The sequence below is a fragment of the Nitrospiria bacterium genome, assembly GCA_036397255.1.
Classification (GTDB): Bacteria; Nitrospirota; Nitrospiria; order DASWJH01; family DASWJH01; genus DASWJH01.
Map to the genome: position 1 here is coordinate 1 of DASWJH010000097.1, position 20,582 is coordinate 20,582.

The 20,582-nt window shown below is 44.3% G+C and carries 16 protein-coding genes; 6 read left to right on the top strand and 10 right to left on the bottom strand.

Features of this window, described 5'->3' with window-relative positions; genetic code table 11:
• Window positions 1–183: 183 nt before the first annotated feature.
• The 7 genes from VGB26_13085 to VGB26_13115 all read right to left on the bottom strand — a co-directional run bounded on the left by VGB26_13085 (window position 184) and on the right by VGB26_13115 (window position 9,586).
• Window positions 184–1,755: a hypothetical protein gene (locus tag VGB26_13085; GenBank protein ID HEX9758710.1), complete on the bottom strand. Its 1,572-nt coding sequence runs from the start codon at window positions 1,753–1,755 to the stop codon at window positions 184–186.
• A 115-nt stretch (window positions 1,756–1,870) separates the two neighbouring features.
• Window positions 1,871–2,419, bottom strand: coding sequence for a class I SAM-dependent methyltransferase (locus tag VGB26_13090; GenBank protein HEX9758711.1), 549 nt, complete (start codon window positions 2,417–2,419; stop codon window positions 1,871–1,873).
• Window positions 2,420–2,469: 50 nt separating this feature from the next.
• The gene (locus VGB26_13095) at window positions 2,470–3,672 is read right to left on the bottom strand and encodes a glycosyltransferase (GenBank protein ID HEX9758712.1); all 1,203 of its coding nucleotides are present in this window, start codon (window positions 3,670–3,672) and stop codon (window positions 2,470–2,472) included.
• 99 nt (window positions 3,673–3,771) lie between these two features.
• Entirely contained in the window at window positions 3,772–5,364 is a 1,593-nt protein-coding gene (locus tag VGB26_13100) for a phospholipid carrier-dependent glycosyltransferase (protein ID HEX9758713.1), read from the bottom strand.
• 395 nt (window positions 5,365–5,759) lie between these two features.
• Window positions 5,760–5,930, bottom strand: a complete 171-nt coding sequence (locus VGB26_13105; protein ID HEX9758714.1) for a hypothetical protein — start codon at window positions 5,928–5,930, stop codon at window positions 5,760–5,762.
• Between the two features lie 294 nt (window positions 5,931–6,224).
• A complete protein-coding gene (locus tag VGB26_13110; GenBank protein HEX9758715.1) occupies window positions 6,225–7,586 on the bottom strand; it encodes a sigma-54 dependent transcriptional regulator in 1,362 nt (453 codons plus the stop codon).
• Window positions 7,583–9,586 (bottom strand): ATP-binding protein, encoded by a 2,004-nt coding sequence (locus VGB26_13115; protein ID HEX9758716.1) that lies wholly within the window; start codon window positions 9,584–9,586, stop codon window positions 7,583–7,585. Before VGB26_13115 ends, VGB26_13110 begins: the two co-directional genes overlap by 4 nt.
• 334 nt (window positions 9,587–9,920) lie before the next feature.
• On the opposite strand from VGB26_13115, the gene VGB26_13120 reads away from it, so the two are divergent.
• From VGB26_13120 to VGB26_13130, 3 genes are read left to right on the top strand one after another with little or no spacing between them, the layout of a single operon-like run.
• Complete coding sequence (locus VGB26_13120; GenBank protein HEX9758717.1) at window positions 9,921–11,090, top strand: VCBS repeat-containing protein; 1,170 nt, start codon at window positions 9,921–9,923, stop codon at window positions 11,088–11,090.
• A gap of 35 nt (window positions 11,091–11,125) precedes the next feature.
• Complete coding sequence (locus VGB26_13125) at window positions 11,126–12,316, top strand: tRNA-dihydrouridine synthase (GenBank protein ID HEX9758718.1); 1,191 nt, start codon at window positions 11,126–11,128, stop codon at window positions 12,314–12,316.
• Window positions 12,307–12,933, top strand: a complete 627-nt coding sequence (locus VGB26_13130) for a Maf family protein (GenBank protein HEX9758719.1) — start codon at window positions 12,307–12,309, stop codon at window positions 12,931–12,933. Before VGB26_13125 ends, VGB26_13130 begins: the two co-directional genes overlap by 10 nt.
• 634 nt (window positions 12,934–13,567) lie before the next feature.
• On the opposite strand, the gene VGB26_13135 is transcribed toward VGB26_13130, so the two are convergent.
• The 3 genes from VGB26_13135 to trxB all read right to left on the bottom strand — a co-directional run bounded on the left by VGB26_13135 (window position 13,568) and on the right by trxB (window position 15,435).
• Window positions 13,568–13,993: a GNAT family N-acetyltransferase gene (locus VGB26_13135; protein HEX9758720.1), complete on the bottom strand. Its 426-nt coding sequence runs from the start codon at window positions 13,991–13,993 to the stop codon at window positions 13,568–13,570.
• Window positions 13,994–14,074: 81 nt separating this feature from the next.
• Window positions 14,075–14,488, bottom strand: coding sequence for an HIT family protein (locus VGB26_13140; GenBank protein HEX9758721.1), 414 nt, complete (start codon window positions 14,486–14,488; stop codon window positions 14,075–14,077).
• A gap of 26 nt (window positions 14,489–14,514) precedes the next feature.
• Complete coding sequence (gene trxB, locus VGB26_13145) at window positions 14,515–15,435, bottom strand: thioredoxin-disulfide reductase (GenBank protein ID HEX9758722.1); 921 nt, start codon at window positions 15,433–15,435, stop codon at window positions 14,515–14,517.
• 539 nt (window positions 15,436–15,974) lie between these two features.
• On the opposite strand from trxB, the gene rimO reads away from it, so the two are divergent.
• The 3 genes from rimO (at window position 15,975) to VGB26_13160 (ending at window position 20,424) form a co-directional block, all read left to right on the top strand.
• Window positions 15,975–17,366 (top strand): 30S ribosomal protein S12 methylthiotransferase RimO, encoded by a 1,392-nt coding sequence (gene rimO / locus VGB26_13150; protein ID HEX9758723.1) that lies wholly within the window; start codon window positions 15,975–15,977, stop codon window positions 17,364–17,366.
• A gap of 238 nt (window positions 17,367–17,604) precedes the next feature.
• A complete protein-coding gene (locus tag VGB26_13155) occupies window positions 17,605–18,567 on the top strand; it encodes a glycosyltransferase family 2 protein (GenBank protein HEX9758724.1) in 963 nt (320 codons plus the stop codon).
• 492 nt (window positions 18,568–19,059) lie between these two features.
• The gene (locus tag VGB26_13160; GenBank protein ID HEX9758725.1) at window positions 19,060–20,424 is read left to right on the top strand and encodes an oligosaccharide flippase family protein; all 1,365 of its coding nucleotides are present in this window, start codon (window positions 19,060–19,062) and stop codon (window positions 20,422–20,424) included.
• Window positions 20,425–20,582 lie beyond the last annotated feature (158 nt).

The window sequence follows — 20,582 nt, forward strand, 5'->3', positions numbered from 1 at the left end:
GAATGACGAACTGGATTTTGCAGGAACCTCTAATACTTCAAAGGCTTCAACCACAGAATGACTTTGACTTGACCCTTGCCCTGTATGGACCTTAAACACTTTTTAACAATTTTTACCCACTCGATTACACGAAGACCCTTAATTCCTAATTGCAAGACCTGATTACCACTTCGATCTCTCCTATTACTCGCTTTTTGAGGATGAAAGAAAGGATTTAAAATTTATATTTGAAAGAACCAATGCGGTGAAGATGAGGACCAATGGGTATGCCGGGGCAAGGTAAAGTGTGTTGAGGGCGGGGAATGAGGTTACTTCGATGACAGAGAGAATGCCAAGCCTTGTTGCAACCGCAATCAGAAAAGCTGTTTTAATGATCCACGGGATTAGCACCCCACCTCCTTGTAAGATATGAAAGGTGGTAGTGGTAAAAGTAACAAGTGCTAAAATAAATAAAATAGGGGTACCCCATTGATAGACAAGGCCGATTAGGGTTAGGAAAAATAACCCTAAATCATCCGTTTTGGTTTTAGATGAAGGGTCGGTTTTAGGGGAAAGCTTTTCTTTTGTGTAGAGGTGAATGATTTTTAATGTTTTTTCTGTTCCAATACTTGGTTTCGAATAGGGTTTGGCATTTTCAAACGAGACCAAAAAGGTAAGTCCATGAAAAAATGTTTTAATCACTGCCCAGTTGTAGGCACTATGCCAGACTGGCATCATGGTTGCCCGTTCTTTTTCGCAAATTAGTTGGCCTTTTGCACAGGCCGAATTAATTTCCCTTGCGAGACGTTTATAGTAATCGGCCGCTGCTTTCCCCGATGCATGATTTCCAGCAATTGTGGCAGCATCGCGAAATGCCCACATAAACCAACCCCCACCAATGTCGTTGCACACAGAAATTGATTGGCAACTAATGGCTGCCCATCCTTTTCCGAACCCCCCTTCCAATAAAGGCTTAAGTTGAGCAAACGCTGGGCTTATCATGTAGAGTTGAACCCGTACTTCCCTGGGAACTGGTATTCGGGGATGCCAATTGGAGTGTTTCACGCGTGAAAGGGAGCCATAAGCGGCTAAAAATTCTTTTGATTTAAATTCTGAAATTTTTGAGATTCCATAATATAATTGATTAACTCCACTGATCGTGGCAATAGTGATCATCCAAATTCCAAAAGGTAAAATAAAGAGGGCAAGCCGTTGAATTCGGTCAGGGGATTCTTCTTTCCAAATTTTAAAGAAAGCAAAACCGAGTATAAACAGAAGAGATGGAATGATCCATACCCCCTCCTCCCGAGTGAGCCAGAAGACCGATAAGCTTACACCAAGTCCCATGAACCAAATGGAGAGAATTTTCAAGGAACGATCGTGCCTTAACAGGACCCCAATGCAGAAAGCAAACACCATTAACGTGAGGGCAGGATAAATCCCTTCTCGAATCACTCGAGTCATGACTTCATCTGTGTAACTGATTGGGTTAAATATTAAAAGGAAAAAAATGAGACATAAAGCCTTGGGGTTTGGAACCACAGGCCTTATTGCCAGGATGAAAAGGGCACATGCCCCAATATAGAGGAGATGCTGGCCTAAGAGAAGGGGAATACCCAGGAGGTGTGTTGCAGCAATCCAGGCTGGGTAGAAGGGGCCTTTTGCCAATGTGTAGGTGGTGTAGGGGCCTAACCAGTCCCCTTCAGACAAGGAATTTGCCAGATATATAAACAACAGGTCATCGATCCGCGCATAACCGTTTGCGGATAAAGTCAAACCGCTGACAAGTGGTAGCTTGATTAGGGAAATAGCAATGAACGAAATCCATATCCACAAAGGAAATGGGTGGAGAGGGGTTTCTTTTAAGGGGTAAGATGGTGGTTTTTGTGCTTCAGCCATTTTTTAATATAGCGATAAAGTGGAGGCATCGATCGAAAAAAAGATTGGCTGGAAAGGGATATAGGGCAATTTTTGAATCCCAAGAAACCACTTGCAGGTTTAATTTTGAAAAAACCTTTTGCCATTGAGATTCTGTCCAATAATTATAGGGTAAAGAAACACCATGGTGAGCATTTCCCATCCAGTCCATAAACCGCAGAGTTGACGCAGCGAGTATTCCCTTTTTAGTATGATCCTTCAGCACAATAATTCCTTTTGATACCCTCTTGGTTTCTGCCAGCAGTTGTTCGGGATGGTCCGTGTGGTGGAGAACATCAATCAATACAACGGCATCAAAGGTTTTATCATCATGGGGAATTTGGATTCCGTTGAATGGCTTGACGGGGATAAAGGTTTCCTTTCGAGGGAGAACCTCAATTCCCGAAATTGAAACATCTGGTCGTTGTTTCATAAACAGCGCACCAATGAGTCCATCCCCACAACCCACATCAAGAACACGGGCATTCTTTGGGAGTAACTCAGAGATCCTCGAGGCGAGCACCTTGACCCTCCTGCTGTGAACAAGACCATCATGTAATTTTTCAATCACCTTCATTTTCGGATTAATCCGAGCACGCTTAAAAAGAAGCTAAAAAGGATGATTTGAATCCCTGCCACCAAAGCGGTTAAAGCAGGGATGGTAATCCGCATCATTGAAAAGGGAACCAATGGACCAAAAGAGGTTTTGCCCCATACAATGACTGCGTAGATAGACCCCGCAATTCCAGTGAGCGTGAGAATTCCACCAAGGACAATGCCCCGTTCCAGGGTAATCCTATTCAAAAGGGAGGTTATTCGGTCGTCTTCTGGGATAAGGCGTGTTCCCCATGCAAAAACCTTTGAGAAAAGAGCAAAGGCCACGGCTTGTAAACCCAAAATAATAAAAGCTGAAGCAAACAGCATCGTATGAATGTCGAAGGTCACTCCTCCAATGGTTCTGGGTTCGGGCCAAAGCCAAAGCATGACCGAAGTTCCCAATAAGATCATAAAAATTCCAGGGTAGAAAAAAAGCCAACGGGGACTGTATATCAATAAAAAACGGAGGGTCCGCCACCCGTCCCTCCAGGTTCGAAGATGAGAGGGCCGGCTCCGGCCATCTCTAGATAAAATGATGGGAATTTCGGTAATTTTTAGGTGATGAAGGGTGGATTTGACCACCATTTCATGTGCATATTCCATCCCCTTCACTTGCAAATCCAGTTTTTGAACCGCTTCTTTTTTAAATCCCCGAAGACCACAATAAAAATCCCCGGCTGGACTTTTAAAAAACAGCCGTCCTAAACTGGAGAGCACCGGGTTCCCCAAATATTTGTGGAGAAATGGCATGGCCCCGGGTTGAATGCCCCCCTTGAATCGGTTCCCCATGACCAGTTCGTATCCTTCTCGAAGTTTTTGAACGAAGGGAAACAGCGCGGAAAAGTCATAACTGTCGTCCGCATCTCCCATGATGACATACTTTCCTTGTGCCGCATTGATGCCTTCCTTTAAAGCGGCTCCATAACCCCGGGCTTGAACATGAATCAACTTGGCACCTTCTTCTTGGGCGATGGTTTGGGACCCATCCGTACTGCCGTTATCCGCAACAATGATTTCCCCCTTGATCTGGTTTTTCTCTAAAAACTCCCGGGCTTTTTTGACACAGGTGCCTACGGTTTCCGCCTCGTTTAAACAGGGCATTACAACAGACAGTTCGAGGTGGTTTTCGGAACCTATTTTAAAGGGGGTTTCCGGTCCTTGTTGAATTGGGTTGACCATTTTGAACACCGTTTCTTTTTTATTATACACAAATTGATGTGCCCTTCGCGAATTGCAAACCCATTGTCATTAAATAAGCGGCAAAAAACTTCTTTTTTTTTAATTTTTTCCCTCTAAAAAAGGAAAGCCCAAATCTCGAGCCTGTCCCATTGGCATGAACAGAATCCGATTGCTCCCCTTCCAGGTGGGGTAGTAGTTAAAATTGACCTCGTAAGGTCCAAACCATGTGGTGGTTAAATGACGTCGATTGGCCGGAATATTGGGTTCTCCCAGGTGTCGAAACATTTCCGATGCAAGAAAAATGGCGACATCAGCTTTTTCAGATGGATGGTTGTTAATATTCTTCGGGGTCTTTTTTTTCAATACGGCTAAGGCTTGACTCACTTGTGGTGAAACCGAAAAATGGGTGTCAGGGCGTTTTGAGATATACGCATCTAGGTTTTGAATGAGTGTCAACGGCTCATTTTTTCGTATACTTTCCCCTGCATAGATGAGCCAAATTCCATTGATCGTCAATAAAAATAAAATAAAGGTGATCACTAGGGGTTTGATGATTTTAAATTTGAACCGCTCATAAATAAAACAGGTTCCCCGGGCTGACAGGATCGCCAAAAAAGGACCCAGGACCAGGAGATTCCTGACCACCATCATGCCGTGAAAACTGAAATAAAGGAGGTAAAGAAGGGGGAAACTTAAAAATATTAAAGCAAGGGGAGGAGATTCTTTCACCAATGCGTAAAGACCGAGGATTGATAAAATAAAAAACGCCACTGCGATTGGAGAAAAATGGGAACCGAAGGAGAGGGCGAAATATTCCAGGTTTTTTAAAAAGTGTTCGGATCCGGGAGAAACCGCGTATCCCTGGAGTCCGCTGCTGTAGACCTGTTGCTGCATTTTGATGTACTTAAAAACCTGAGAGGAGTCCAGAAGGGTTGCGGGGGTGGTAATGAGATAGACCAGAAAGAAAACGAGACAAAGTTTAAATAAAAGAACCCATTGCCGGAAACCTTTCAATTTATTATGAGGGTTTAAATAAGCGACGATGAGAACGGGAACCAACAAAAGTCCTGCGGTCCATTTTGAACCAAACGCAAGTCCCGCTCCAATGGCCGAAAACCAAAGCCAGTTTTTCCTTTCAGGTTGAAAAAAACCTCCTATTACCCCCAAAAGAGTCATTGCCCCAAATTGCATCATGATACCATCGGGGGCAATCCATCGGATATGGTATGCCACCTCCCAAGAAAAGCCTAGAATTGAGGCTGCGAGGAAGGCTTCTAAAATTGACCCCCGCCATACCAAAACCGTTAGATATACAAAAACGACCGCGAGGGAACTGATCAGAAGAAAAAGAACCCTGGACCGTAACCGATAGGCTTTTCCTTCGATGGCGGAGAGTAGAGGTTCCAAGGTTTTTTCATCGGATACCCAGTGGTTAAGAATGTCCGGAACCGCACTGGTCAGACTTAACCAGTAGGAAACCCCCGGATATAAATAAATTCCTGGGAGGGGTATTCCACTGGAGATGGTATTTTTAACCCCAAGGGCATGGGTCCGCTCGTCCCAATGAAATCCAAAATCAATTCCACGCAGGCCAGTGAAAATGAGAAGGAGAAGCGGAATGAGAACGGGAACCAGCTGTTTGGTCCACCCAACCCCAAGAAATTTTTCGGTGGAAGAGGTTTTCTTATTCATTCTGTTGAAGTTTTTCCTTGGAATCTTTGGGGGGGTAGATTGTCAAAATACCCAAAGGGTAACTGCTCTAATGGGCGCTGTCAAGAATTGAGGTTAAAAAGGTCAAAGGGATAAAACCCAAGTGGAGGGTCGTATTTGAAAAATCCCAGGTCTGTTTGTTTTTTTTGAACACGAACGCTTCAGGCGGGTTGGAGGGTTCCCAAAAGGTAATAGTTAGGTTTTCCTCTGAAAAGGCCAATCAGTCCTTGGGGTAAATTAGGGGATTAACCAGGGAGGGCAGGGTGCTGGTTAATTCCAATTTACCCCAAAGCTGAAGGTGGTGTCATTGTCGATTGATTCCACACCACTGGTTTGCCCTGGGAAAAAACCAAGGGCAAAAAAAGAGTTGAAATTTTTTAGGCCGCCTTTTTTAAAGGAATTGGCATTGCCTCTTCGGGCACTTCCTGTTCCATTTCTTGGGCCGGTGGGTTTGTCGAAAACAGAGAATACCCAAAAATAAAAGCCCAGGCAAGCATACCAAGCCCCGCGGCAACGGCGTATAAAATATCCCCAGGTAAACTAAACATGGTGTCTCCTCTCTTTTGGTTTAATCCTTCTTTCTTTATTTCTTCAAATTTGGCCCCCAAAATCTGGGGACGTCTCATCGTTTATACAGTTATAAGAGCAAGAGATGTGCCAGTCAAATAAAGTCAATAAAAATCTTAAGTTTTTCAATAGGTTAAAGCTATTTTGAAAAAAATCTAAGGAGAAGGTGATTGGTGGTTTTAAACCGCCTTTTTGGGCTAATTTGAGTGAAATAGCTTAAAAATTAAAGGGTTATGGTATGGCTGAAAACAGCCAAGGATGGTTGAAAACAACCGTTACTCTTGAATTTGGAACTTTTGAATTCGGTAACGAAGGGTGCTTCGTGTGATACCCAACAATTTTGAGGCATCCGATATGTTTCCCAGGGTTTTCGAAAGAGCCTCTTGAATAACCCTTTTTTCAATATCATCCAAGGAAAGGCCCAAGGAAAGGAGGGGTGGGACCTCCTTTTGAAGAGGTAAATTTTCTTCCAGCCGAATGGGGAAATCCTCTGGTTCCACTGTTTCTTTTTTGCAGGTAATCAGGACCCGTTCCACAATGTTCTGAAGCTCTCGGACATTACCCCGCCAGGAATAGCCTTCTAATTTTTTTAAAGAGCCTTCAGAGAATCCTTTAAAGCGTTTTCCCATGGCTCGATTAAAACCCTCAACGAAATAGGCCGTCAGTAAACGGATGTCTCCTTTTCTATCTCGGAGAGATGCCAGGGAGATAGGAAAAACATTGAGGCGGTAAAAAAGGTCTTCCCGGAAAGTGCCTTGTTGAATCATCTGAAGCAGATCTTTGTTGGTTGCCGCAACAACCCTGATATCAAGGGAGGTGGTTTGTGTGCTCCCCAGAGGTTCGATTTCTTTTTCTTGTAAGACCCTCAAAAGTTTTACTTGGGTCCCCAGGCTCATTTCCGAGATTTCATCTAAAAAAATGGTTCCCCGATTTGCCATGAGGAATTTGCCCGGTTTGGAGGTTTTTGCATCTGTAAAAGCCCCCTTTTGATAGCCGAAAAGCTCGCTTTCCAGAAGTGTCTCCGGAATGGCGGCACAATTAATGGTGACCAACGGGGCCCGGGACCTTTTGCTTGCGTAATGGATGGCCCGGGCAAAGAGCTCTTTGCCCGTTCCGCTTTCCCCTGTGATGAGAACGGTGGAATCGGTTTGGGCAACTTCCTGGGCCAGTTTTTTAACCTGGATAATCGGTTCGGAGTCTCCAATGATCCGGTCAAAGCCAAATTTTTGTTTGAGCCCTTGGGAAAGGGTTTTGTTTTCCAGAGTGATTTTTTGTAAATCCAATGCCCTTCGAATGACCAGCTTCAGTTCCTCATTATCAATGGGTTTAGTGATATAATCCCATGCTCCCCTGTGCATAGCTTCCACCGCGGTTTTGACGGTCCCGTAGGCGGTGATAATCAGAACCGGAATATGAGGGTGTCTTTTTTTAACCTGTTCCAGTACCTGTATCCCATCGATTTTCTGCATTTGAAGATCGGTAAGAACCAGGTCACAATTTTTTTCTTCCAGAATTTGAAGTCCTTCTTCTCCTCCAGCCGCGGCATAAATCCGGTAGCCATCCTGGGATAAAATAATCTCCAAAACCCTTCTCATTTTAGCATCGTCCTCGATGACTAAAAGTGTTTGCGACGTCATTCCTGATCCTGTGATGAGCTTTGAACCACTGGAAAGTGAAGTGAGAATGTGGAACCCTGGCCCGTTTTGCTGTGGACCAGGACCTGGCCCCCGTTGTCTTCCGTCAGCCGCTTGACATTGGTTAGTCCCAAACCTATTCCGTATTGTTTTTGGGTAAAAAATGGATCAAAAATTTTATCCAGGTCTTCCGGGGAAATTCCCTCACCTGTGTCCTGAATGGAGGTTACCACCTTATCATTTCCGTTTCTTTCGGCTCGAAGGGTAATTGTCCCTCCCTGGGGCATGGCCTCACGGGCATTATTTAATAGATTGAACAAAATCTCATTAAGCTGTTCAGGATCGACGAACACCGAGGGAAGGGAGGGATCAATTTTTTTATGAACCGTGATTTTATTTAATATGCCCCCTTGCGACCCCCATTGTTTAAGGGTTTCTTCCACCACCTTTTGAATTTGGATTTCTCTTTGCTCGGGTAATCGGTGTCGGGCAAAGCGTAAAAAATCATTGATACGAAAAGTCAGGCGGTCCACCTCCTCAATAATGTAACGTCCCATTTCCTTTTTCACTTGTTCGGATTCTTCATTTCCCATCAAAATTTGGGCCGAGCTGCGGATGACCCCAAGGGGGTTTTTCAGGTCATGGGTCAGCCCCGCCAAAAGCTGTCCGACAGACGCCAGTTTTTCTTTCTGCGCCAGCTCCTTTTGCTGTTTTTTGATGGTTTGTAAGTTTTCTTCCAAAGCCAAGGACATTTGGTTGAAGGCTTGGGAAAGCTCTTCAATTTCATCCCCGGTTTGAATATTAATCCGTTCTTTGAGTTTAAGATTGCTATGGGTGGGGTTTTCCTGAGTGGCCAGTTCATAGCTGGCTTGTCCAATGGACTGGGCCCGTTTTTTCAGAAGCAGAATCGGTTTAACAATCCGTTGACCGGCCAGAAAACCTAGAAAGGAAATCACAAATACCAGGCCAAAGCCTTGAACTCCGACTTTAAAAAGAAGATTGTAAACGGGGGAATAGGTTTCGTCGGGGTGCTGACGGATGAAGGTGTACCATTGGGTCTGATTCAAACTACTGGATGTGAGAGGACGGGCGAATTGGATGGGCGCAAAACCCACAATGGACTGTTTACCGCCATGGGCATCATCTTTGGCAACAGCCCATGCCGCGTGGGGTTGTGAAATTTGCGCCATCAGGGGTTTATTGATGATATGGTCCCCAGGGGGAAGAATCGGGCAGATCATGGGATTGCCCAGGGAGCTGACCAGCATGGCATGGCCGGTTTTTCCGATTTTGACTTCGATGATGGCCTTTAGCAGTTTATCTCTCCGGATTCCTAACTTTAAAACCCCCAAAACCTCTTGAAATTTTGGTTCACGAATCGGAACAGCAACGTCATAGTAGTAATCTTTTTTTTCTTCATTAAAATAAATATTACTCAGATAATATCCCCCTTTTCCATTTTGGAAGCTGCTTTTAAACCACTGACGATCTGCCAAGGAAGGGGAATTTATGTCATAACTGGAAGCAATCAAAAACCCCCATTGATCGGTGATGACCACATCGCTGTATTCAACTCTTGGGCGGCGTTGGTCTTCCCAATCACGAAAGTACTGAGAAATGGAATGGGTTGAAAAATCCAGAGGCCCCGTAGTGGTTTTTGAATTTTCCCCCAGAGCCTGGGGTTTTTCCACCCCATGTTTTAAAGCTTCCGGTGTTGTGCGGGCGGAATGAGACTCCTTGGCCATTTGGACTGCTCTTCGAATTTCAGGAGAAAGGGCTAAAGCTTCTGCATCTTCGAAGTCATGAAGGATGATGATTTCTACTTCTTTTGCCACTGCGAAGGCGATTTCTTGAAAATTTGTTCCGATGGAGTGGGTTAAGACTTTTTTACTGGAAAGGTAGGTGGCAAAGAGGGCCACAATTCCGGGAAGAAAGCCTGCAATTAATAAGGCCATGACAAACTTTTTTTGAAGGCCTTTTTTCTTGTATGAAGGCTGTTCCATGGGCTTGGTCTGCCTGGTATAACGATTAACAGGTCTGGGTGATCAAATGGATACGAGGCTCCGGAAAAAAAGATTGGCCTTTACTAAAGCAAATACAAGGTAGGGGACCGCCGCATCTGTTCCGTTTGGGGATGAGCCGAAAGTCATTTTATATTCAAGATTTGTGTCCTAAGGCTTCAGGGTTGATGAACCATTAAGGGCTCCATGCTCCTTAAAATCTAGCAAGGCAGAGCCATTTGTCAAGGAACCCCTGTTTTAAGGATGTTGACACCTTTCAAGAGACTTGGTTATAGTACTCCGCTATAATGAAGGTTTGGCGAAAAGCGAGGGTGATGTGTTTAAAAAGGATAATCCAAGGTGGTTGGTTTTTCTAATTCTGTGCTCGTTGGGAGTAATACTGGGTTTCTCTTGGGGTTGCACCCGGGGTGGTCAGGAAAAAGAAAAAATTCCTGAGCTTTTTTCTTCCTTTGCGAGCTTTCCGGTTGGTTCGAATCCTACTTTTGTGGCTGTGGGAGATTTTAACGAGGACCAAATTCCGGATCTTTCCATTGCAAATATCAACAGCAATGATGTGTCCATCTTAATCGGGAAAGGGGATGGAGGCTTTAACGCGCAGACCCGTTATCTGGTAGGCCTTCAACCCAGGACGATAACTCTGGCTGACTTCAACAATGATGGGCATTTGGATATAGCCGTCAATAATAACTTGGGAGACAGTATTTCCGTTCTGTTAGGAAAAGGAGAAGGGCATTTTCAAGACCCAACGACTTTCCCAGCCACGGCCCGTTCTCCTTTAAGTATTACCAGTGCTGACTTTAACCAGGATGGAATAATAGATTTGGCGGTTTGTTTCCGCTTTGATCACGTGACCATTTTTTTAGGGCGGGGAGACGGTGGTTTCCAAACTGGGCCTACGTTTGATCCAGGGGACACGCCCGCTTCTCTAGTGGCAGCTGATTTTAATGGGGATGGGATGCCCGATTTGGCGGTTGCCAATAGTGGTCCCATGGGAGGAAATGTTTCGGTTTTCCTGGGGGATGGGACCGCCCGCTTTAAAGAGTCCGGTCGGTATGGAAAGGGCATTCGACCTATTTTTCTCACCCATGGAGATTTTGATGGGGATGGGACCCAAGACCTGGTAGCGGCGGATGGGCCTAAGAATAATCTGGTGATTTTTCTGGGGGTTGGCAATGGAACATTTGGCAAACCCTATTCCTTTAGTGCCGAAAACGGACCGTCTTTTCTCCTACCCGGGGATTTTAACCGGGATCACCGAATGGATATAGCCGTGACCAATAATCAAAGCAGTAATCTTTCAATTGTGATTGGAAATGGAGACGGAACCTTCCGATATCCTCCCTGGAATTTTAGAACTCAAAGTGGTCCCATCTCTGTGGCAGAGGGCGATTTCAACAGGGACGGTTTTTTGGATTTGGTGGTGGTGAATTTCCGAAGTAACACCGCCAGCGTTCTATTGACGAAACCACCGGATGAGGTATCATAGGTGGCTGCTACAACCGCTTTCAAACCGAGAAAACCATGAGTTTTTGGAAAACCTTAGATACACCGATTATCGCGCTTTCCCCCATGGATGGGGTCACCGATGCTGCTTTTCGATTCATTACCGCGAAGGTGGGACACCCTGATCTCCTCATGACGGAATTTACCAATGTGGAGGGAATCTGCCGGTCTCCCAAGGGCCTCCTTGAAGATTTTATCTATGATGAAATGGAACGTCCTATAGTTGCCCAGGTCTATGGATATTCCCCCGAGACGTTCTATAAAGTGGCGCACATCGTTTGTGAGTTGGGGTTTGATGGTTTAGATATTAATATGGGATGTCCCGCAAAAAATGTTGCCTCAAAGGGGTGCGGGGCGGGGTTGATTCGAGATCCATCCAGGGCCAGAGGGATCCTTCAAGCCACACAACAGGGTATTGCGGATTGGGTTTCAGGTCAGTCCGTGGCGTCTCTCAACCTTCCGTCTTTTTTAATCCAACGGGTGGCCGATATGAATGTCCAGCGTCAGGGGTTCGAACATCCTTTATCCCGGAGGAGTATTCCCGTTTCGGTAAAAACCAGAATCGGCTATGATGAGGTGGTGGTCAACCAATGGATTAGCCATTTATTAGAGGAGAAACCCGTCGCCATTTCCATTCATGGCCGAACGTTAAAGCAAATGTATCGGGGTATGGCGGATTGGGGGGCGATTTCTTCTGCGGTTAAACTGGCCCGGGGAACGGGTACCCTTATTTTAGGAAACGGTGACCTGGGATCCATGGAGGACGTTTATAAGCGTGTAAAGGAAACGGGAGTGGATGGGGTTTTAATCGGACGGAGCGCTCTGGGCAATCCATGGATTTTTAGGAATAAGAAAGAGGTCAAACAGGCCATCCGGTTGGATTGTCCCAACCTGATTCAACCGGTTTCCATCGAACTTCATGAACGGTTTCGAATATTAAAAGAACATGTCCACCTTTACGAAAAGTTAAAGCGGCCTTGGCGTTTTGTTGGGATGAGAAAACACATGGGATGGTACAGCAAAGGGTTTTATAAGGCTTCCGATTTACGAGTCCAATTACTTCAAACACACCATGCCCAGGAAGTCGAAGAGGTGTTGGAACGTTTTATAACAGATGTCTTGGGTAAAAATTATATCAAGGGTTCCCCTCCTGTCCCCAGTGAGACCTCTGGGGGTATTAAGCAAAGTCTTTCCTTTCAATGCGGCTGATTTTAGCCTCTACCTCAGAACGCCGAAGAAATATTATCTCCCTATTGGGTTTGCCCTTTGAGGTCTTTCCTCCGTTTTTGGATGAACAACCCCAGGCTTTCCGGCCCTTAGAGGAGGATGTTCGGGCTTTTGCCTTTGGAAAAGCAAAATCCATTGCACATCTTTTTCCGGACAGCATCATCATTGGCAGTGATACGATGATTCTCCTGGGGAGTGTAAAAATTGGAAAGCCCTCTGACCTTTCCCATGCCAAACAGATTTTGCAACACCTATCCGGAAAAACCCATCATATTTTGACGGGCCTAGCCATGCTGAATACCAAAACGGGAGAAGATGATCAGCACTTGGAAAAGGTTGACGTTACGATGAAACCCTTTTCCGAGGAGGAAATCATCCGGTATCTTTCGATTGGGGAATCGCTGGATAAAGCGGGGGCTTATTCTTTACAAGGAGAGGGGCGCTCCCTGATCCGTTCTCTTACCGGTGATTATCTTGCCGCGGTGGGTTTACCTTTAAAGCCGATTGCCCAAACGCTCAGGAAGGCGGGCTGGGTGTTTCCCCTGAATGTGGATCGCCTATACTCTGAAAAGGCCTTTATGAATTGGTCTTCCTTTTAAGGAAAGAGGCTCATCACGGAATTGGGTGGGTAAAATTCGTCATTCCCGTGGAAACGGGAATCCAGGAGCCCACCTTGAACCCTTCGGGAACATCCTATCCAAATTATTCCCTCCCACAAATTTCTCCAGCCCGGATTCTGCTTCTCGACCCGTTCCATTTTTTAATTTGTTTTTCCCTGTTTGTTTCTGATTCAATATTCTCATGCTTGCCAGGATGTAGACGGCGGGTTTTTTATACAGCCTAAACCACTGGATTCCCGCTCCCCGCTTAAACCATACGGGGACAAGCTTCGCGGGAATGACGGGGGAGCCTCACCCCCAACGAGGGCGATTCCAGCCTGAGAACATTCACTTACCATTTGTTGTTATGAGCCCAAGTATCTTCCCATCTCATATTTATAAATCATATCCCTTCCCTTAATTTCTTTAGCTTGCTATTCCTCGTAGCAAGCTACGGGGTAACCGCTTAGGTATCCCCTTTGTAAAAGGGGGTAGGGGGATTTAAGGATTCAGGTTTTCCTCTGAATACCCCGCGGCCTTGCTGCGGGGATCTTTATAATCCTTTCATTGTGCGCACTTTAAACACTTTTTGATATTTTTTACCCACTCCATTGCACGAAGACCTGGAAAAGTTTTAGCAGTAATGGGAAGGGGCAGGCCGGATGTAAAGCATGCCGGAAAGTCCATGGTTGGAGGCAGCCTGAAATCCTAACTTTTCGTAAAAATCAATTTTATCCCGTGTGAACAGTGAAAGGACTTGGATAGGGGTCAACTTGGGGTGATGAATGATTTTTTCCAACAAGAGCCGACCAAGACCTGCTCTCTGGTGATTCGGGTGAATCACCACGTCGTATATCATCGCTCGAAAGGTAAAGTCCGTTAGGACCCGTGCAAACCCGACCAGCTTTTCATCGGCCCAAACAGAAAAGACCATGTGGGTATGCTGAAGCATTTGGACAATTTCCTCGGGGGTTCGATCTTTGGCCCAAGGGGCATGTTTGAATAAAGATTGAAGTTTGACAGGATTTAAATTTTTCTCTTCCTTGATGTGGTAGGTCATCGTTCGAGGTTTTTAATCCTTTTGGGGTTCCTCCACTTTCTTTTTAAACCTTTGGCTTGAGAATATATTTTTATCATCCACCTAAAAGTTTTCTTGAATTTTGCGGATGAGTTTTTTGTATTCATCTTCAGGTAAAACCAGGGATTCATGCGGCATGGCCCAGATCGAGTCCGGCCAGGCAGGGTCATTTTTCCATCGGGGGACCAAATGCCAATGCATGTGGGGGACCTGGTTTCCAAGAAAGGCATAATTGATTTTATCGGGTTTGAAGGTTTTAAAAAGAAGCTGGGCAGCCAGGTTTATTTCTTCAATGAGGGTGCTCCTGTTTTCAAAATCCAGGTCAAACAGTTCACAGATGTGACGCTTGCTTTCGAGTACACAATAACCCGGGAAGAATTGATCTTGTTGAAGAAAAAGGGTGGAGAGCGGAAATTCCTTAATTCTTAAAGGGGATTCAGAAAATAAATGATCACAGATTGAACAGTCTTCCGACATTAGTTTTTCCTGGTTTACACGGGGGCTTAGCCCGCATGTTCCTCTAAAAATTTTTCAGCATCCATCGCTGCCATGCAGCCCGTTCCGGCGGCAGTCACCGCTTGCCGGTAACGATGGTCTTGAACATCCCCTGAGGCAAATACCCCTGGGATGCTGGTGGCCGTTCCGTCATGGGTGATAATGTATCCATTGGAATCCAATGACAATTGGCCTTGAAACAATTGAGTGTTGGGTTTGTGCCCAATGGCAATGAAAACCCCCTCCAATGTCTTTTCGGTGATCTTTCCTGTTTTTGCGTTTTTCATTCGGACTCCGTGAACCGTTTCTTCTCCTAGGATCTCTTCAATGACGGTGTCCCAAATAAATTCGATTTTAGTATTTTTCTTTGCCTTATCCTGCATGATTTTAGAGGCTCGGAGAGAGTCCCGACGATGGATAACGGATACCTTTTTTGCAAATTTTGTTAAAAAGGTGGCTTCCTCCATTGCGGTGTCTCCCCCTCCGACAACGGCAATCTCCTTCTCTTTGAAAAAAAACCCATCGCAGGTGGCGCAGGCGGAGACCCCATGGCCCATTAAGCGCTTTTCGGATTCAAGATTTAACAATTGGGCAGAGGCACCCGATGCGATAATAAGGGCCTTGGTTTGAAAAGTGGTTTCATCCTCTACCGTGATGGTAAAAGGATGTTTGGACAGGTTCACGGAAATGACATCTCCCCGTATCAATTCGGTTCCAAATCGCTCTGCCTGTTTCCTCATCTCCACCATTAATTGAGGACCCATAATGCCGTCTGGGAACCCGGGGTAATTTTCCACATCGGTGGTAATGGTGAGTTGCCCCCCCGCTTGTGTCCCTTCGATGAGAAGGGGATTGAGATTTGCCCGGGCCGCATAAATTGCCGCAGTGAGTCCCGCTGGCCCAGATCCAATAATTAAGACATTTCGCATTTAAGATCTCCCTATAAAAAAAAACATACTAACATCGTCATAGGGTGAAATCAACGCGTGAGTTGCCCATTTATACAAATGCGAGGTAGTTTAAACATGTTTCTTCGGGCTTTCCTCCTGTGATATAATGGTTTTTCCTTATGAACTTACCATTCTCGGTAACAGGCTACGGGGCAACGGTTGGATCTCCCTTAGAAAAAGGGGGATCAAGGGGGATTTGGAGATAAAAAATCTCCCCTGGCCCCTCTTTTCCAAAGAGGGGAAGTATAGCGGTTTTCCCCTCAAAAAAGTGGGGTCTCCCAATTCTTTCCCCCTTAGAAAAAGGGGGATCAAGGGGGATTTGGAGATAAAAAATCTCCCCTGGCCCCTCTTTTCCAAAGAGGGGAAGTATAGCGGTTTTCCCCTCAAAAAAGTGGGGTCTCCCAACTCTCTCCCCCTTAGAAAAAGGGGGAGAGAGGGGGATTTGGAGATAAAAAATCTCCCCTGGCCCCTCTTTTCCAAAGAGGGGAAGTAAGGCTGGAATTTTTATGTGAGGGTTATTGCCCTCAAAGGAGGATAGGTTGAAGGTTGGATTGGCCAATTTAGGGTGCTCCAAAAACCAAGTCGATGCGGAAGTCATGCTGGGGTTTTTGGCAAAAGAGGGTTTTACCTTTACCCCGGATCAACGTGAGGCGGAAGTGATCATCGTCAACACATGTGGGTTTATTGAAGCTTCACGGGAGGAGTCAATTGACACCCTTTTGGAATTGGCACAAATGAAAGAGGAGGGCCACTGCCGCCTTCTCATTGCGGCGGGCTGTTTAACCCAGCGATATGGCAAGGAAATGGTCCGGGAAATGCCAGAAATAGATGCAGTGGTGGGTACCGGAGACCTTCCCAGAATTGGGGAGATCTGCCTGGATTTAATCCAAAAAAAGGGGGTAGCGAAAAGAGAATGGCTTTCCCCGCCACAGTATCTCTATGACGAATTAACCCCCAGAATCCGGTTTGGACAAAAGCATTGGGCCTATGTCAAGGTTTCCGAGGGGTGCAACAAGCAATGTTCATTTTGCAGTATTCCCATTATGCGCGGCCGCTTAAAAAGCCGATCATTGGATTCAATTGTTCAGGAGGTCCAGCAGTTAGCGGGAGCGGGGGTTCGTGAAATCAACCTCATCGCTCAGGATATGACCAGCTATGGTGAGGATCTCCGAGAACGGGGCGCTTTAGCAAAATTATTGAGGGTTTTGGGAAAAATGGAGGGAATAGAATGGTTCCGCCTGTTTTATACATACCCCACCACTCTGACCGATGAGATTTTGGAAATTTTGGCTTCGGAGCCAAAGTTTTGTAACTACGTAGACCTTCCTTTACAGCATATCGATGACGATATTTTAAAAAAGATGAACCGGTATGGAGATGGCGCATTAATCCGAAAGTTGATCGAGCGAATCCGGTTCATTATTCCCAATGTGGTGCTGCGGAGTACCTTCGTGGTTGGATTTCCCGGTGAAACAGAAGAACAGTTTCAGCGTTTGGTTGATTTTGTGGAAGAGACCCAATTTGACCGGTTAGGGGTATTTTCCTTTTCCAAAGAGGAAGGAACCCCCTCTTTTTCCCTTCCCAATCAACTTCCGGAATCGGTAAAAAAGAGACGTCAAAGCAAGCTGCTTCGCCTTCAATCCAAAATCAGTCATCAAAAAAATAAGAGGCTCATTGGAACCCGTCACCGGGTAATGGTGGATGGCCTTTCGCCCGAAACGGATTTATTACTGCAGGCCCGCCTTGAGGGGCAAGCCCCGGAAATTGATGGGGTGGTCTATATTAATGATGGAATTGCCTCAGCCGGGGAGTTTGCAGAAGTAGAAATCACGGAAGCTCACCCCTATGATTTGGTTGGGCGAGTCGTTTCACCCTTATCTTTCCATTCCCATTTCGGCCCCCCCCAATAACGCTCCTGCATAAGTGGGGCTTACTTCTTTAGTATTGTAGGGTTTGGAAAGAACACCCAAATACCATAGCTACCTATAATTTATTTATAAACAATAAGTTATGTTAGATTCAAGGTGGATTTTATTGACACGTCCGAGAAAGAAAGCTATTCTGAAAGTACACTTATGTTTTGTTTTTTAAGGGTCATAGAAAACATGGTGCAATAGAGGATAATCCACAAAAATAAGCTGCCCTTTCATGGATGCTACCAAAGGATCAAAAACACGTCTCTCCATTATCATTCCGATCTTGAATGAGGAAACCCTCCTCCCGGAGCTTTATTCCCGTTTAAAGCAGGTTTTAAATTCCCTTTCCATTGCTCATGAGATTATTTTTGTGGATGACGGAAGTGAGGATTCATCCTATCCCTTTTTGCAGTCCCTGGCTGAAAAGGACTCAGATGTTAAGGTACTGCGTTTATCGCGGAATTTCGGACATCAGGTGGCTATAACCGCGGGAATGGATTATTCCCAAGGGGAAGCCGTTGTGATTATGGATGGCGACCTCCAAGATCCCCCTGAATTGATTCCGACACTCCTGGAAAAATGGAACGAAGGGTTTGAGGTTGTTTATGCGATTAGAAAAAAAAGAAAAGGAGAGAAGTTATTCAAACTTTTTACCGCCTATTTTTTCTATCGAATAATTCGAAAAATCACCAAAATTCAAATTCCCTCGGATACCGGGGATTTCCGGCTCATGAGCCGAAAAGCCATGAACGAACTTCTTAAAATGAGGGAGCGTCATCGGCTCATCCGAGGTATGGTGAGCTGGGTTGGGTACAAGCAGACCGGTGTGGAATATGAACGGGATGAGCGGTTTGCTGGGAAAACAAAGTTTAGCTGGTTTAAAATGGCCCAGTTTGCATTGGATGGGATTACCTCTTTCTCAAACGTTCCCTTGAAGATGGCCACCTATTTGGGTTTTTTGGTTTCATTTTTAAGCTTGATTAAGATAATCGAATTGTCTGTTAATTATTTCTATAAATCCTATGTCCCAGGGTGGGCTTCCATCATGGTGGCGGTTTTATTTTTAGGGGGAGTTCAGTTAATTACCATCGGAATCATTGGAGAATATATTGGTCGGATTCATGAGGAAGTGAAAAATAGGCCACTATATTTGGTGGATGAGGAAATAAATTTTAAAAAAAATTTGGTACCATAATTTATTACCTTATCGAAAAAAACACAAAGTGGCTTATTTACACTACCCCAATTCTTAAACCTCGAAAATCAGTCAGTCCTAACAAGGGATTTTTTCCTTTTTTTAATAATTTTAGCTATTTTAATGAGGAGATATAATTGATTTAGAAAATGCTGTTTCCATCGATTTCAAAAGAATATTTTTTTATTTGGATTTTCATAATTTTTTGAAGGCCTTGGTGGCCCTGGTGTTGCACCGTTAAACCCTAAAAATTTTTAAAATAAAGGCTTTTTTTTTAAAAAAGTAATAAGTTTTGGATATTGCGTGAAATAGACTTTTTAATTCTTAATTAAAAAAAATCTAATCTATTGGCATATTAAAATTTGTCACTGGTTACCAGAGCCCCTTAATTAGCGCAAGCTCGTGTAGAGAAAGAGTAAAAGTTTAATAGGGGAAATGTAATAAAAAAAGCACTTTTTTGTTGATACCCTTAAGGGGTATTTTGAAGAACTAATGGTTATTTCCAACCTATTCCATAGATATTTTCCTCTTCCAAAAAATGTGATCAAACGTTTTTTTTACGGAGGTTCATGGGTTCTTGGGGGACAGGTTTTAGGTTCACTTTCAGGAGTGGTTTTAAATGGTTTAATTGCGAGGCTTTTGGTCCCTGAGGAGGTTGGTGCATACTTTCTAACTTTTAGCTTGGTTTCGGTAGCTGCTCTTTTAGTTCAGTTAGGTTTAAACCAAACTATTGTCCGTTTGATTGCCGAATCGATGGGAACTGGTGATCCTAATCGTGCTAAGTCTGTTGTGGTGAAATCATTTTTTTTGTGTGCCTTGGCCTCATTATTAATGTTCTTTGGGTTTGTAATTGGTGGTGGAGAATGGATAGCAAGAAATGTATTTAATTCCTCAATCATGGAAAGAATCATATGGTTAGGAGGGCTATGGGTAGCAGTGATAGCATTTCAGAATTTGTTTGCGGAATCTTTTCGTGGGTTTCACGATATTCGTTTGGCTTCTATTTTTGGGGGACTGCTGACCAGTATTATTTCTTCTCTTCTTTTTGCTTTAATTTGGATTTTTCAGGGTCATTCCAATTTAACCCAAATAGTAATTTTTTCAATTTCAGCAGGAATTATGAGTACAATAGTATCTGGTTTTTTATTGCAAAAAAAATTAAGCGGGTTTGAAAACGGGAAAAATCTTCGTTTTTCTGAAATTTTTAACATCGCCGGGTCTCTTCTTGTTGCAAATTTGGCCGCTTTCATTCTAACCCAGGCTGATATTTGGATTTTAGGCTCCTTTCGCTCCCAAGAAGAGGTGGCCATATATGGGGCCGCGTCTCGCCTAGTTATTTTTGTAACAATGCCTTTAATGGTTATTAATTCTGTTATTTCTCCAATAATTTCGGAAATGTTTTCCCAAGAAAAAAAAATTGAATTAGAGGTTTTGCTTCGAACAACAGCAACAATTGCGGGTATACCTGCATTGGGAGGTTTTCTAATTTGTCTTTTCTTTGGGGCTTCCGTTTTAGAGTTTGTATATGGGCCATTTTACCGAGAAGGGACTATCATTCTAATTTTGTTGGCATTGGGGCGTTTGGGAAATGTTTTGGTTGGATCATGTGGATTGACCCTTATTATGACAGGCCACCAGGCGACCTTAATGGGAATAACATTGGTCTCGGGAGCTATTGCGGTAGGGGGAGCGTTTCTATTGGTTGGGCCTTATGGAGCTGTAGGAGTTTCGGGAATTGTTTCCCTTACGATGTTATTGAGAAATATTTTTATGTTGTATTTTGCCAGGAAAAAAAGTGGTGTGTGGACCCATGTCCGATTTTCTATTTTTCGGTTTAATCAAATTTTTTCGCGGTAGAGCTTTATTAAAAACCTACCGTGGTTTTTAAAAAAAATTGTAAACCGTAAGGAATTAAAAGTTTAATAAACTAACACATTTTTATCCAGATGGCCTCAGGCGAAATTCTTTTTAATTCTTGGAGAAAGGGCAAATGTTTTTTTGAAAATATTGCAGAT

What these genes read in the sequence shown, in the direction of transcription:
- VGB26_13095 (HEX9758712.1), bottom strand. Translation starts at nt 3,672, where the DNA reads ATGGTCAACCCAATTCAACAAGGACCGGAAACCCCCTTTAAAATAGGT.
- VGB26_13100 (HEX9758713.1), bottom strand. Translation starts at nt 5,364, where the DNA reads ATGAATAAGAAAACCTCTTCCACCGAAAAATTTCTTGGGGTTGGGTGG.
- VGB26_13105 (HEX9758714.1), bottom strand. Translation starts at nt 5,930, where the DNA reads ATGTTTAGTTTACCTGGGGATATTTTATACGCCGTTGCCGCGGGGCTT.
- VGB26_13110 (HEX9758715.1), bottom strand. Translation starts at nt 7,586, where the DNA reads ATGACGTCGCAAACACTTTTAGTCATCGAGGACGATGCTAAAATGAGA.
- VGB26_13115 (HEX9758716.1), bottom strand. Translation starts at nt 9,586, where the DNA reads ATGGAACAGCCTTCATACAAGAAAAAAGGCCTTCAAAAAAAGTTTGTC.
- VGB26_13125 (HEX9758718.1), top strand. Translation starts at nt 11,126, where the DNA reads ATGAGTTTTTGGAAAACCTTAGATACACCGATTATCGCGCTTTCCCCC.
- VGB26_13130 (HEX9758719.1), top strand. Translation starts at nt 12,307, where the DNA reads ATGCGGCTGATTTTAGCCTCTACCTCAGAACGCCGAAGAAATATTATC.
- VGB26_13135 (HEX9758720.1), bottom strand. Translation starts at nt 13,993, where the DNA reads ATGACCTACCACATCAAGGAAGAGAAAAATTTAAATCCTGTCAAACTT.
- VGB26_13140 (HEX9758721.1), bottom strand. Translation starts at nt 14,488, where the DNA reads ATGTCGGAAGACTGTTCAATCTGTGATCATTTATTTTCTGAATCCCCT.
- trxB (HEX9758722.1), bottom strand. Translation starts at nt 15,435, where the DNA reads ATGCGAAATGTCTTAATTATTGGATCTGGGCCAGCGGGACTCACTGCG.
- VGB26_13155 (HEX9758724.1), top strand. Translation starts at nt 17,605, where the DNA reads ATGGATGCTACCAAAGGATCAAAAACACGTCTCTCCATTATCATTCCG.
- VGB26_13160 (HEX9758725.1), top strand. Translation starts at nt 19,060, where the DNA reads ATGGTTATTTCCAACCTATTCCATAGATATTTTCCTCTTCCAAAAAAT.